Annotated in this window: 12 protein-coding genes and 1 pseudogene; 7 read left to right on the top strand and 6 right to left on the bottom strand. The window is 35.2% G+C overall.

The window, feature by feature from the left end; genetic code table 11:
- The first annotated feature begins 360 nt into the window (after positions 1 to 360).
- On the top strand, positions 361 to 987 hold the full coding sequence (locus HLV59_RS07760; protein ID WP_171429682.1) for an SOS response-associated peptidase family protein: 627 nt from the start codon (positions 361 to 363) through the stop codon (positions 985 to 987).
- A gap of 232 nt (positions 988 to 1219) precedes the next feature.
- Positions 1220 to 2674 (top strand): SulP family inorganic anion transporter, encoded by a 1455-nt coding sequence (locus HLV59_RS07755; RefSeq protein WP_171429681.1) that lies wholly within the window; start codon positions 1220 to 1222, stop codon positions 2672 to 2674.
- Positions 2675 to 2715: 41 nt separating this feature from the next.
- Here the strand turns inward: HLV59_RS07755 and HLV59_RS07750 are convergent, their stop codons facing one another.
- The 5 genes from HLV59_RS07750 to kynU all read right to left on the bottom strand — a co-directional run bounded on the left by HLV59_RS07750 (position 2716) and on the right by kynU (position 8794).
- A complete protein-coding gene (locus HLV59_RS07750) occupies positions 2716 to 3897 on the bottom strand; it encodes a S8 family peptidase (protein ID WP_171429680.1) in 1182 nt (393 codons plus the stop codon).
- A gap of 560 nt (positions 3898 to 4457) precedes the next feature.
- Positions 4458 to 4739 carry a DUF6527 family protein gene (locus HLV59_RS07745; RefSeq protein WP_125699297.1) on the bottom strand — a complete coding sequence of 94 codons (282 nt, stop codon included), beginning with the start codon at positions 4737 to 4739 and terminating at the stop codon, positions 4458 to 4460.
- A 605-nt stretch (positions 4740 to 5344) separates the two neighbouring features.
- Complete coding sequence (locus HLV59_RS07740) at positions 5345 to 6091, bottom strand: alpha/beta hydrolase (protein WP_171429679.1); 747 nt, start codon at positions 6089 to 6091, stop codon at positions 5345 to 5347.
- A 7-nt stretch (positions 6092 to 6098) separates the two neighbouring features.
- A complete protein-coding gene (locus HLV59_RS07735; protein ID WP_171429678.1) occupies positions 6099 to 7505 on the bottom strand; it encodes an amino acid permease in 1407 nt (468 codons plus the stop codon).
- Positions 7506 to 7543: 38 nt separating this feature from the next.
- On the bottom strand, positions 7544 to 8794 hold the full coding sequence (gene kynU, locus HLV59_RS07730) for a kynureninase (protein ID WP_171429677.1): 1251 nt from the start codon (positions 8792 to 8794) through the stop codon (positions 7544 to 7546).
- A gap of 147 nt (positions 8795 to 8941) precedes the next feature.
- On the opposite strand from kynU, the gene gigD reads away from it, so the two are divergent.
- Together gigD and HLV59_RS07720 are read left to right on the top strand one after the other, a co-directional pair.
- Complete coding sequence (gigD, locus tag HLV59_RS07725) at positions 8942 to 9391, top strand: Lrp/AsnC family transcriptional regulator GigD (protein ID WP_004791887.1); 450 nt, start codon at positions 8942 to 8944, stop codon at positions 9389 to 9391.
- Positions 9392 to 9421: 30 nt separating this feature from the next.
- A pseudogene (locus HLV59_RS07720) lies at positions 9422 to 9958 on the top strand (GNAT family N-acetyltransferase).
- A 37-nt stretch (positions 9959 to 9995) separates the two neighbouring features.
- On the opposite strand, the gene HLV59_RS07715 reads toward HLV59_RS07720, so the two are convergent.
- The gene (locus HLV59_RS07715; RefSeq protein WP_025465974.1) at positions 9996 to 10289 is read right to left on the bottom strand and encodes a hypothetical protein; all 294 of its coding nucleotides are present in this window, start codon (positions 10287 to 10289) and stop codon (positions 9996 to 9998) included.
- A gap of 424 nt (positions 10290 to 10713) precedes the next feature.
- Between HLV59_RS07715 and HLV59_RS07710 the strand changes: the two genes are divergently transcribed.
- The 3 genes from HLV59_RS07710 to recA all read left to right on the top strand — a co-directional run bounded on the left by HLV59_RS07710 (position 10714) and on the right by recA (position 13004).
- Complete coding sequence (locus HLV59_RS07710) at positions 10714 to 11400, top strand: HAD-IA family hydrolase (RefSeq protein WP_171429676.1); 687 nt, start codon at positions 10714 to 10716, stop codon at positions 11398 to 11400.
- A complete protein-coding gene (locus tag HLV59_RS07705; RefSeq protein ID WP_171429675.1) occupies positions 11384 to 11812 on the top strand; it encodes an RNA-binding S4 domain-containing protein in 429 nt (142 codons plus the stop codon). The genes HLV59_RS07710 and HLV59_RS07705 overlap by 17 nt, the downstream gene beginning before the upstream one ends.
- A 145-nt stretch (positions 11813 to 11957) precedes the next feature.
- Complete coding sequence (gene recA / locus HLV59_RS07700; RefSeq protein ID WP_016140739.1) at positions 11958 to 13004, top strand: recombinase RecA; 1047 nt, start codon at positions 11958 to 11960, stop codon at positions 13002 to 13004.
- Positions 13005 to 13020: the final 16 nt, after the last annotated feature.

Below are 13020 nucleotides of genomic sequence, written 5' to 3'. Positions count from 1 at the left end.
TTTTTAAACCCTTATTAAAGGCTTTGTATGAGTTCTCTATATGATTTGTATTATGAAGAATAGCAAATTTATTAAAATCTAAATTTCTGAAAGGCTCTGTTGCATAAAAGTAGCTATTAAAAATAAATAAACTCTCTTTAAGATGAGCAACTTAACTTTATAGTTTATCTATTTTGCTATCTATTTTATATCTAGATTTTTTTGAAAATAGACATCAGTTAGATAAACACTTATTAACGAAGTTATTGATAGTTAAAAATTAATACTTAAAGAGACAATTCTAATGAGAAAAATATACATGATAAAAAGATAAAAGTTAGAAGCTGTAATTGAGAGCTATTTTTATAACTAAGGTGTCTTATGTGTGCAAACTTTAAACCTATTAAGAAAACACATGCTAATCAATTAAAGTTATTTGAACCCACTTTTGAATATAAGATGGATATTTTCCCAAGTGATGATTGTCCACTCCTTTTATTGAATCAAAATGAGCTTGTGTGGCGAAAAGCTAAATTTGGAATGCTCCCTCCCTATGCCAAGGAAATCGCATTCAAATATGCAACTTATAATGCCAGAACAGAAACTGTAGAACAAAAGCGCACCTTTAAACATGCATGGTTAAATAACCAATTTGCGCTTGTCCCTGTCGAAGCCATTTATGAACCTAAATATATCAATGGAAAAGCACATTGGTATGGTATTTTCCGGCAAGATGGACAACCTTTTACACTTGCTGCGATCTGTGAGGAAACACTTATTGATGAAGAAAAAGAGAGATCAATGTCACTATTAACAATCAATGCTGATCACCACCCTTTCATGAAACAATTTCATAAACCAGATGATGAAAAACGTTCAGTTATTGTGATACCTGATCATCTCAGAAATGATTGGCTCAACTGCACTCATTCTGAAGCAAAAGAGTTTTTCTTAGATATGCCTTCGAATGAGTTTACTTCGATGCCAAAAGCCGAAATGAAAAATTAGGATTAAGTCAGTTTAGTCGACTTAGGTTAGTTAACGTTAAAAACTTATGCTATTCTTCGGGCACTTTTAACTGCCTCAAACTCTCTATACCTATGACACTTACGCCACCTTAAGTTTATTTACGCTTATCTCCTGTAAATAACTCATCACTGTTTAGTGATGTGGTGTAGTCGCTTGTGTTGGTATATCACATCACTAGCCTTTTCAAAATTTAGAACTTAGGCTATTTCTCATGTTAACGAATGTTCGAGAAGAATGGTTCTCTAATGTCCGCGCAGATATTCTTTCCGGTCTTGTTGTGGGTCTTGCTTTAATTCCAGAAGCAATTGCATTTTCAATTATTGCGGGTGTAGATCCCAAAGTCGGTTTATATGCATCCTTTTGTATTGCCGTTATTATTTCTTTTGTAGGCGGTCGTCCCGCTATGATTTCAGCGGCTACAGGCGCGATGGCTTTGGTTATGACAACGCTCGTAAAGGAACACGGGCTTCAATACCTATTTGCAGCAACTGTTTTAACCGGTGTCATACAAATTTTAGCTGGATATTTCAAACTCGCTAAACTCATGCGTTTTGTTTCTAAATCGGTGGTTATTGGATTCGTTAATGCCCTCGCCATACTCATCTTTATGGCTCAATTACCAGAATTGGTAAATGTGACATGGCATGTCTACTTACTAGTAGCAATTGGTTTAGGAATTATTTACCTTTTCCCCTATATTCCAAAAATTGGAAAGTTCTTTCCTTCTCCCCTTATCTGTATTGTGGCAGTCACACTACTCGCTATTTTCTTAGGCTTTGATGTTCGAACGGTTGGTGATATGGGGTCATTACCAGATACGTTACCTATATTTCTAATTCCGAATATTCCGTTAAATTTAGAAACCCTTCTTATTATTCTTCCATATTCTTTAGCCCTTGCCGCGGTTGGCTTACTTGAATCAATGATGACTGCAACAATCGTTGATGAAATGACAGATACATCTAGTGATAAATTTCAAGAATGTAAAGGTCAAGGTATCGCAAATATTGCTTCAGGTTTTATGGGCGGCATGGCTGGTTGCGCCATGATTGGTCAATCAATGATTAATGTAAAATCGGGTGGTCGTACACGTTTATCCACTTTCTGCGCAGGCATATTCTTACTTATTCTTGTTGTATTTTTACGTGATTGGTTAAAGGTGATTCCTATGGCAGCTCTGGTTGCTGTCATGATTATGGTATCGATCAGTACTTTTGAGTGGAGCTCTCTGACTCAATTTAAAAATAATCCTAAAAGTAGTAATGTCGTTATGATCGCTACGGTTATTGTAGTGGTTGCTACCCATAACTTGGCGCTAGGTGTATTAACTGGCGTATTACTTTCAGCACTTTTCTTAGCAAATAAACTTGAAAATGATATTCGCATTGAAACTTCATTCGAAGATCAAGCTCGTCTATATGAATTAAGAGGTCAAATATTTTTCAGTTCATCTGAAAAATTTATGCAAAGTTTTAATTTTAAAGAAGATGTTAAAGAAGTCATTATTGATCTCACCCATTCTCATATTTGGGATGTGACTTCAGTTGCCATGTTAGATTCAGTTGTGAATAAATTTCAAAAAAACGGTATTAGTGTAACAGTTCGCGGATTAAATGAAGCCAGCTCAATCATGATTGATAAATACGGTACTCATGCAAAAATCTAAAAAAGGTCCTTCGGGACCTTTTTTAATTTAAATAACTGCTTTTACTGAGGAGATTTATATAGCAACCGATTTGGGCTACCTGAAGGATTTTTTACTACATTATTACTTGCTTGGTTTAAAAGATTATTCGAGATTGTCTGAGGGGTTGCGGTAGGTGTACTTTGCAACATTTGGGCAACTACACCTGCAGCATGTGGGGTAGCCATTGAGGTGCCATTTAGAACCTTAGTTGCTGTATTACTTCCAATCCAAGAAGAGTTAATCTGGCTTCCGGGCGCAAAAATATCAACACAGCTTCCATAATTAGAATAACTGGCTCGAGTATCTGTATTATCTGTAGCAGCAACAGTAATCGCTTTACTTACTCTGGCAGGAGAAGAACTACACGCATCTGTATTCGAGTTTCCTGCAGCCACAACCATCACGTAACCATTATTAAATAAGTTGTCTACCGCACTATCTAAAGATGTGCTTACATCACCTCCTAATGACATATTCACGACAGCAGGCTTTTTACCATTTTTCAATATCCAATCTAAACCAGCAATCACATTACTCGAAGCACCAGAACCATCACACCCTAAAATCCGAATAGGCACTAAGCTTACATTCTTGGCAACCCCATAAGTACTACCACCAACTGTTCCTGCTACATGTGTACCATGACCATGACAGTCGCTTGTACCATTTCCATCAGATATTGCGGTATAGCCACTTAATACCCGTCCAGAGAACTGTTGATGTGTAGACAATATCCCTGTATCAACAATATAAGCTGTTGTGCCTGAACCTGTTTGTAAGTACGAATAGGATGAATTTAAAGGTAAGGTTTTTTGGTCAATACGATCTAGTCCCCAATCTGGATTGCTTTGGGTAGTCGCATCAATTTTCATGACTGTGTCATTTTCTACTGAAAGGACATTTGGATTTTTATTCATTGCTTCAACGAAAGCACTACCTGCCGCCTCAGGAAGGTAAACAGCAAATCCCTTTAGTACAGTATCATAAACCTGTAATACCTTTCCCCCATGTTGTTTAGCAATACCTTGTGCAAACTCATTAGAAGACCCCACATCCTTATTAAGGATAACAATGTATTGATTTTTAATAATTCCTTTTGCTCCAGACGAGCTTAATACAGAATTTGTTGTAACCGGTGCAGCATAGGTTAAATGGCTTAGCGCTATTGCTAAAAGAAAAATCGAAATTTGGCCAAACTTCATAGAAAATCTCCATATCTTTTACTTCAGACATCATTGTTATGATCGGTACAGTCTTTATATTTAGGGATTAAAATTTTTGGAAAGGAGTTTTTATTATGTTCTCCATATATTATGACCACGTCATGTTTTCATAAAACTTGGGTCCACACAATGCTATTATCTTTTTTCAATTAAAAGTGAGAACCAATTCAAAGAAATTAATACATCAAAAATTTTGAAATAAATAATTATCTTACTTTATCTATAATTTATTTTAGTTGGGATGTATAATGTAAAAATATATAATCATTAAAAATAATATAAATGTAGAAATAATGAGATATGTTCCTGTCGTATTAAAGCTTTTTAAAAATTTCCAGATATCCATAAATAAAAATATAAAACAGTAAGTTATAAAAATTTTTGCAAATTTTAATATAGCCTTCAACTAAAAGAGATTTACAATTTTTTAAACTATATATGTTCAGTATCAAATACGTAAAGATATATTACATAAATACCTGTTAATTAACGAATGGACAGTTTTTTAAATATTTATAATTAACAATTACCAAAATCAATTATGCTCTATAGTTTTTTAATTTTAATTCTGGTAGCTCAACCTTACAACCAGCTAAATGATGCCTACAATTAACGCTATATTCGATAAAGCCATCTTTAATAAAGTAATTACAATATTCATTTATACTTATGATGGGATCAAATGTCGGTTTTTCCAAGTTACCATTAAAAAACCATTGGTTGCCGTTAGAGAAAGGATAATGTACAGGAATATAATGAAGATATCCGCAAGCAGGACACATATGTTTATACATGCCTCCTTCAAAATACTGTACTTTCATTAACACTCCTTTAAAAATAAAAAAGCCAACTCATAAGAGCCGACTAAACCATTTATTTACAGATGCTATATATTATTAAATTATGTGCTATAGCCTTCTCTCTTTTATTTTTCTGTTTTTAATTTATCTAACCTATATGACAAATTCATGAAGTTCCGAGTGTAATCTCACTCTTTGTTAGTTTGGTAAAATATATTTTATATGATCTATTAATTAAATGATAATTCCAGTTAAATAATGAAAAGCAAATACTAGTTTGTTTCTTATTTGGCAGAGGGCTATGTGATTAACTCATATTAATCATTAAATAGATATTACCGCCATATCCAAGAACAAAATTCGATTTATCTTATTGTTTTTAAAAATCAAATAAAAAAGTCCGCATCTTGGGAAGCTACGGACTTGAAACTCAACTAAACAACAGCTAAACATTTTGCCGCTTAGTGAGAAAGCACTATCTTTTTAATCTAATTAAGTTCTATAGTCAGGTCAATAAGGATACTTAATTTTTATAAAAATTAGGTTGAGTTGTGATTTATCTCACATTTTATCTTCTAATAAGTTTAATATGTTATCTTTACTCAATTACATTCCATTTCAAACACTTAATTTAAAAGATTATTAAAGTAATGCTTTAAAATAGAATAATGGTTAATTTCAGGAATAAGCTTGAAACAAACAAAATCCTGATCTTGTCTTTTCTTCATTTCAAAATAATTTTGGCTTTGCCATTTCAGCTCTTCGAGCTCAAGTTCGCCACATAAAATTGAACATGGAGCAGTAATTCGTTTTGACTGATGAACAGGACTGTATTTTAAGATATCTTCACTTGAAAGATTGAGAGCCTGATTTAAATGGGTGCTTTTTATAGGCTCCAAATCATAAATTCCACTTAACAACACCATCTCAGAGATGATTGGATGGCCTAATGACAAAGCAGCCAGATGTGCTCCTGCCGAATGCCCAACCAGAACAACCTCATCGGTTCTCCAGTCTTGCTCTCGAATAAAATCGAGAGCTTGATTAACTTGAGAAAAAATATCTGAAATTTTGCTTTGTGGTGCCAAATCATATTCTAAAAGAACACACTGGACTCCTTTTGCTAGAACATACGGTACGATGAATGCAAAATCTGATTTATCACACCATTGCCAATATCCACCATGAATAAAAATAACTGTCTTTTTGGCTTGCTTTAATGGGAATAAATCTAAAGTTGACCGTGAGTGCGTACCATATTGGATATCTTCAATATGAGTAAATTCTTGATAGCTCAATAAGCTTGTTCTTTTAAATTCTGCCAATATTTCATATTCATTGGCCACAGTTCTAGCATTATCATATGGTCGCATAGGTCACTCACTTCAACGATTCTTCATGAGCATTTAAAGCAAGCTTGGTTGACGAGCGTTTTAAAAAATAGAAAAACGTAAGCACAACAACTAATGGCACTCCAAACTGTAGAGTTGACTTGAATTCATTGGTAAACCATGTGGTGACTGTGATACTTAAAATTGCGATTAATCCCAACAGTGAAATTAATTGGATCGCTGGAACCTTAAATTTTAATTTCTGTCCTTTCCGTGCCATGTGCCTTCTAAAACACATATGGGTAACAAAAATACTGCCCCAAGTGAACAACGCACCAAACATAGATAAAGCAATCATGATCGGGAAAGCAGAGCTCGGATTAATGGTATAAACAATACTCGCGATACCAATACCAACAGCTGACAATAACAACGCATTAATTGGTACGCCATTGTGACTAATACGACCAAATAGTTTTGGTGCATCACCTGCTCGTGACAAGCTAAATAGCATACGTGTTGAGATATACAGCATACTATTCATGGCTGATAAGGCCGCGACAATTACAATAAAATTTAAAATACTATCTGCATATGGAATACCTACAATTTTCATCACCATCACAAAAGGACTAGTCGCGTCTGCTCCAATTAAAGTTGTCCAAGGCACAAGTGCCACTATGAGAAATAAAGACAGTAAGTAAAATAGGATTAAGCGAATTGCAGTACTTTTAAAAGCTTTCCTAACCGCTCTTTCCGGATCTTTAGCCTCACCCGCTGCTACAGCGATCATTTCAATACTTAAATAGCTAAATATTGAAATGATTACCCCAATCCAGACTCCACTAAAACCATGAGGGAAAAAGCCCCCATGCTCGGTTAAATTAGAAACAACCTGAACTGCTCCTCCATGACTTTGAGTCAAAATACCAATTGCTAAAAGAATAAATACAATAATTGCAAAGACTTTTATGGTCGAAAACCAATATTCAACCAATCCAAAAGCTTTAACGCTATATGCATTAACAACAAGTAAAGTTAGGGAGAAAAAGGCAATCCAGACCCAAGAACCTACCTCTGGAAACCATAATTTCATATAGTCAGCAACCGCTGTAATTTCTGTACCAACCGCTAAGACAATACATGCCCAATAACAATAACGGACTAAAAATCCCGCAAGTGGACTTACATAATGCTCAGCATATGCTCCAAATGAGCCTGATGTAGGATGCTGAACTGTCATCTCAGCCAAACAAGCCATAATAGCAAATGCGATTAAGCCGCCAATGGCATAACTCACAATGACAGCGGGACCAGCAAAGCTGATTGCAAACTTGCTTCCCATGAACAGCCCTGTACCAATCGCTCCACCAATTGCAATCATTCCCATCTGTTTTGCAGATAATTTTTTATGTAAACCCGCTTCTCGATTTTGTATTTCATCAAAACTGCTCATAAGCCCTCCTAGCCATTCTTCTGATATAGACCTAAATATCAGGTCACTTCACTGCGCACTAGATAACGATCATTTTTCCATTCACTATTCAGCATAATTTGCTTAAGTTGTTGTACGGCATTCCAGATATCTTCAAATCCTAGATATAAAGGTGTAATTCCAAAACGTAATACTTCTGGCTCTCGGTAATCCCCAATCACACCACGAGCAATAAGCGCCTGAATAATTTCATAGCCAAACTCATGTTTATAACTGACATGACTGCCACGATATTTATGGTTTAAAGGAGTAATGAGTTCAAAGGCAAACTGAGCACATTCTTGTTGAACAAGTTGAATAAACAAATCAGTTAATTTGAGTGATTTCTCGCGTATTTGTTGCATATCAGCTTGTAAGAAAATATCGATACCACATTCGATTAGACTCATCGAAATGATAGGTTGAGTTCCACACAAATAACGACGAATGCTGTTAGCTGGTTCATAGTGCTGAGCCATATCAAATGGTTTTTTATGCCCCCACCAGCCTGATAAAGGTTGCCAGAACTGATCACGATGCTTTCGATTTACCCATAACAATGCTGGAGAACCTGGGCCGCCGTTTAAGTATTTGTAAGTACAACCGATGGCAAAATCACTATTACTCTGATTAAGATCCATAGGCACCGCACCAACTGAGTGACATAAATCCCAAATAATCAAAGCATCTTTAGCGTGAATTTGTTGATTAATAAATTCCATATCATAGAAATATCCAGTCCGATAATTCACATGAGAAAGAACAACTACCGCCACATCTTTTGCTAAAACACGAGATAAATCATCCGCACCATCAATCAATTCAATTTGATAGCCCTGATGAATCAAGTCTATAAAGCCTTCAATAATATAAATATCGGTTGGAAAGGCATCTTTTTCTGCAACAATAATTTTACGTTCCGGAAATTTTTCAGCTTGAATTTTTACCGCTGCTGATAAAACTTTGAATAAATTTAGGGTCGTTGAGTCTGAAATAACGACTTCACCTTTTTCAGCACCGATAAGCTGCGCGACTTTATCTCCGAGTCTAGTCGGTAGTCCCCACCAATCTGCTTTATTCCAACTATTAATGAGGTCCTCACCCCACTCTTTTGCAATAATGTGCTGAGCAACCTCTAATGATTTTTTTGGTCTTGCACCCAAAGAATTACCATCTAAATAAATGATATTTTCTGGTAGTGCAAATTCGTCTTTAAACTTTTTGAGTTCATCTTCCTGATCCCAATAGAGGCATTGTTCGTGAGTAATCATTTGTTATTTCACCTATTTTCAACATTTCCTTTGTATTTGAATTTTATCACGCCAATTCTTTGGATTTATTCGATAATATTTGATTAAAATTTGCTATTTTCGTATAAAATTCGAATTAAAATTAAAAAACATGGATGAAATTCGAAAATGAATGTAGATGCAATCGACCTAAAAATTCTGAAGTATTTACAAGATAATGCTCGGTTAAGTAACCAAGAACTGGCCGATCTCGTTAACCTTTCGGCTTCAGCTTGTCATAGGCGAGTTAAAATTTTAGAAAGCAATGGTGTAATTGAAAAATATCAAGCAAAAGTTAATTATGAAAAACTAGGCATAAAAATTGAGGCAATCGTCGAAATAAAACTTGCCCAACTCACAGAAAATGATCACAACTTCTTTTTAAGTCAGATCAAAAATTTTGATGAAGTCATTAATGCATATATTATTACTGGCGAATCTAATTATGTTTTACACGTTGCGACCAAAGATTTGAGTTCTTTTTCTCATTTCGTCATTAATACCTTAAATAAAATAAAAGGTGTTGTGAGCATTAATTCCAAGATCATTTTACAAAAGATTGTACAAAAACCACTTTGACACCTTCATTTTCAATTAAAGAGCTATCTCATGATCGAAACTCAGCGCTTAATTTTAAGACAGTGGAAAGAAAGTGATGTCGAGCCTTTTATAACAATGGGCTTAGATCAAGATGTTATGCAATTTTTCCCAAATCTATTAACACCTCAAGAAAGCCATAATTTAATCCAAAAAATTTCATCTCTCATTAATGAAAATGGTTGGGGCTTCTGGGCAGTAGAATTAAAAGAAGCCCATCAATTTATCGGGTTTATTGGTTTACATAGCCAACCTGAACAATTTGACTTCTCTCCATGTGTGGAAATTGGGTGGCGACTTGCAAAAGAATTCTGGAAACAAGGGTATGCAACTGAAGGAGCAAAAGCGGCTTTAGACTATGGTTTTAATGTACTGAATTTAGATAAAATCGTTTCATTTACCGCTAACATAAATACACCCTCTCAAGCTGTCATGAAAAGACTTTGAATGCAAAAAGTTAAAAACTTTGATCATCCCAAAGTTCCTCTCCATCACCAATTAAAAGCACATGTGTTATATGAAATTACAAGCTCTTCATTTAATTTTTGATTAAAGTTAAAACTTTAAGTTATTAATAAATATTTTCTTAATCATCGAAATCATAACCAACAGATGTAGAGCATTCCCAATACTCATGGATTTTACTTGCGATATCATCTTTTCCCATTGTAGTAAGTACATAAAAGAGTTTAGCCTCTTTATTTTTTCTAAGTATTAATAGGTTGTAGTAATCATACTCAGGCCCATTAAGCCCTAATGTTGGCTGCGATTCACAGTGCTTTTCTGCTTTGTAGTGCCATTCAAGCTTATAAGTATCAAGGCCATCGGCAGCATTGATTACAATACCGTCATTGGCTCCGCCAATAAATCCAATTTTCATTGCTTTCTCTAATTTCTTATTAGGGGTAATTTTAAATATAACTTTAAACAAGTATCCTTCAATTTATAAAATGTATGTCAATACGTATCCTATGTAAGCAAAATTAACCATAAATATAGATGACTTTTAAGATTTCTTAATTATAAAACTTTACCTCACTATTTTTACTTCAAATATAGGAAAATTTATCCATTAAAAAAGCTCTTATTATTGTTACCTGTTTTGCAAAATTACACGCTATAATTTTCAAATCATTTATCCTCCTACCCATCACATTAATCAAAACACCTTTTGAAAGAATTAAGGGGTGGAGTTTTAAATTAATTTTATATCTCGAAGTTTCTTTAATTAATGATTTTAAAAAGGATATATGGTAGATGTGTCTTAAAAAATTTGCTTTAAATGATTTTGGAGATATTTAGATATGTCTAAAATCGTAATGTTTGACATGGATGGTACGCTATTAGATCTCGCTTTTGATGATTTTATTTGGAATGAATGCCTTCCTAAGCGACATGCAGAGATACATCAACTCCCACTCGCCCAGAGCCAAAAAACACTCTATCAGTTTTATCAATCACATAGACATACACTTGTTTGGTATTCATCAGCTTATTGGACTAAAACTGTAGGCATTGATGTACTCAGATTACAGCAAGAGTTTCAGACAAAAATTCAAGCTCGCTCTGGTTGTATTGAGCTTCTGCAGGAACTGAAAGAACAAGAATATAATTGTTGGTTAGTTACAAATGCTGACCGTGCAAGCTTACGGTTAAAGCTCAATAATGTTGCAATTGAACACTTCTTTGACGTAATCGTATCGAGTGAACAAATTGGTTATGCAAAAGAAAATATTCATTTTTGGAAAGAGCTCCAAAAATTGCATCCTTTCGATCCAGACTCAACAATTTTTATTGATGATACAGCTCCTGTACTAAAAACAGCGGAAAAATTTGGTATCAAGCACTTGTTTACTATCTTGCAGCCCTCAAGTCTAAAGGATGTAAGAAAGTATGAAGATTTAGAATATAAAGCGCTAGATCGACTAACTGAATTGCTGTCTATATTGAATCAAATTGATAGAAAGGATAATGATGTCAAAATTGCTTGAAAACGATGCTGTAGAGACCATGCGTGTCGACAAATGGTTATGGGCTGCTCGTTTTTTTAAAACTCGTTCAATTGCTAAAGCTGCGATCGAAGGAGGTAAAGTACATCACAATAATGAGCGTGTAAAAGTTTCCAAAGAAATTCGTGTTGGAATGGAACTTATTATTCAACAAGGTTTTGATAAAAAAACCGTTGTAATAAAAGCACTTTCGAACACACGTGGTCCAGCATCAGTTGCCCAGCAACTTTATGAAGAAACAGAAGTAAGTATTGCCAGACGGGAGTTGATTGCATCCCAACGAAAATTGCATAATCTTGCTCGACCTGATCATAGACCGAGTAAAAAGGATCGTAGACAGATTAATCGGTTTAAACAGGACAATGATCAACACTGGTCGTATGGTGATGAATAAAAACGTCGAGTTGTGTCGCACAGACACAGACAACACATAGAAGCTATAGAAAAAATCTGTCACTATTAGCCCTGTGAAACAAGTTGAGATTCAATGCATCCACTTGGGTTAAACGTGATGAACTTAGAGTATTGAGGTTTTTGAGATGGATGAGAATAAAAGCAAAGCATTACAAGCCGCGCTAAGTCAAATTGAGAAACAATTTGGCAAAAATACGGTGATGCGTCTCGGTGACAACACTGTTCAAGCAGTTGAAGCTGTATCTACAGGTTCGTTGACTTTAGATATTGCATTGGGGATTGGCGGTTTACCGAAAGGTCGTATCGTTGAGATTTATGGTCCAGAATCTTCTGGTAAAACCACAATGACTCTCCAAGCGATTGCACAATGTCAAAAAGCTGGTGGTACTTGTGCATTTATCGATGCAGAGCACGCATTAGATCCACAATATGCACGTAAACTCGGTGTAGACATTGACAACCTACTTGTATCGCAACCTGACAACGGTGAACAAGCTCTTGAAATTGCAGACATGCTAGTTCGCTCTGGCGCAATTGATTTAATCGTTGTCGACTCAGTTGCTGCACTTACTCCTAAAGCAGAAATTGAAGGCGAAATGGGCGACTCTCACATGGGCTTACAAGCTCGTTTAATGAGTCAGGCACTACGTAAAATTACGGGTAATGCTAAACGCTCAAACTGTATGGTTATTTTCATTAACCAGATCCGTATGAAAATTGGTGTAATGTTTGGTAGCCCTGAGACTACGACTGGTGGTAACGCATTGAAGTTCTATGCTTCTGTACGTTTAGATATCCGCCGTATTGGTCAAGTCAAAGAAGGTGATGAAATCATCGGCTCTGAAACTCGAGTTAAAGTTGTTAAAAACAAAATGGCTCCTCCTTTCAAAGAAGCTATTTTCCAAATCTTATACGGTAAAGGTACAAACCAGCTTGGCGAACTGGTAGATTTAGCTGTACAACAAGATATCGTGCAAAAAGCAGGTGCTTGGTATTCGTATCAAGGCAATAAAATTGGTCAAGGTAAAAATAACGTTATCCGCCACTTCGAAGAAAACCCTCAAATGGCTGGAGAGATTGAAAAAGTTATCCGTGAACAACTATTAACTACGGGTACTAATGGCGCTGTACAGGTCGAAGAGGAAGAAGAAGATCTTCTATTAGAGTCTTAATCATTATCGCTCATTA

Origin of the sequence: Acinetobacter lactucae, from assembly GCF_013122135.1 — a bacterium.
Taxonomy (GTDB): Bacteria; Pseudomonadota; Gammaproteobacteria; order Pseudomonadales; family Moraxellaceae; genus Acinetobacter; species Acinetobacter lactucae.
Note: the sequence above shows the minus strand (reverse complement) of the source record. Positions and strands in the feature narration are given on the sequence as shown.

Coding starts and splice junctions, on each gene's coding strand:
- HLV59_RS07705 (WP_171429675.1), top strand. CDS start 11,384: ATGTCAAAATTGCTTGAAAACGATGCTGTAGAGACCATGCGTGTCGAC.
- HLV59_RS07755 (WP_171429681.1), top strand. CDS start 1,220: ATGTTAACGAATGTTCGAGAAGAATGGTTCTCTAATGTCCGCGCAGAT.
- gigD (WP_004791887.1), top strand. CDS start 8,942: ATGAATGTAGATGCAATCGACCTAAAAATTCTGAAGTATTTACAAGAT.
- HLV59_RS07715 (WP_025465974.1), bottom strand. CDS start 10,289: ATGAAAATTGGATTTATTGGCGGAGCCAATGACGGTATTGTAATCAAT.
- HLV59_RS07745 (WP_125699297.1), bottom strand. CDS start 4,739: ATGAAAGTACAGTATTTTGAAGGAGGCATGTATAAACATATGTGTCCT.
- HLV59_RS07740 (WP_171429679.1), bottom strand. CDS start 6,091: ATGCGACCATATGATAATGCTAGAACTGTGGCCAATGAATATGAAATA.
- HLV59_RS07735 (WP_171429678.1), bottom strand. CDS start 7,505: ATGAGCAGTTTTGATGAAATACAAAATCGAGAAGCGGGTTTACATAAA.
- HLV59_RS07750 (WP_171429680.1), bottom strand. CDS start 3,897: ATGAAGTTTGGCCAAATTTCGATTTTTCTTTTAGCAATAGCGCTAAGC.
- recA (WP_016140739.1), top strand. CDS start 11,958: ATGGATGAGAATAAAAGCAAAGCATTACAAGCCGCGCTAAGTCAAATT.
- HLV59_RS07710 (WP_171429676.1), top strand. CDS start 10,714: ATGTCTAAAATCGTAATGTTTGACATGGATGGTACGCTATTAGATCTC.
- kynU (WP_171429677.1), bottom strand. CDS start 8,794: ATGATTACTCACGAACAATGCCTCTATTGGGATCAGGAAGATGAACTC.
- HLV59_RS07760 (WP_171429682.1), top strand. CDS start 361: ATGTGTGCAAACTTTAAACCTATTAAGAAAACACATGCTAATCAATTA.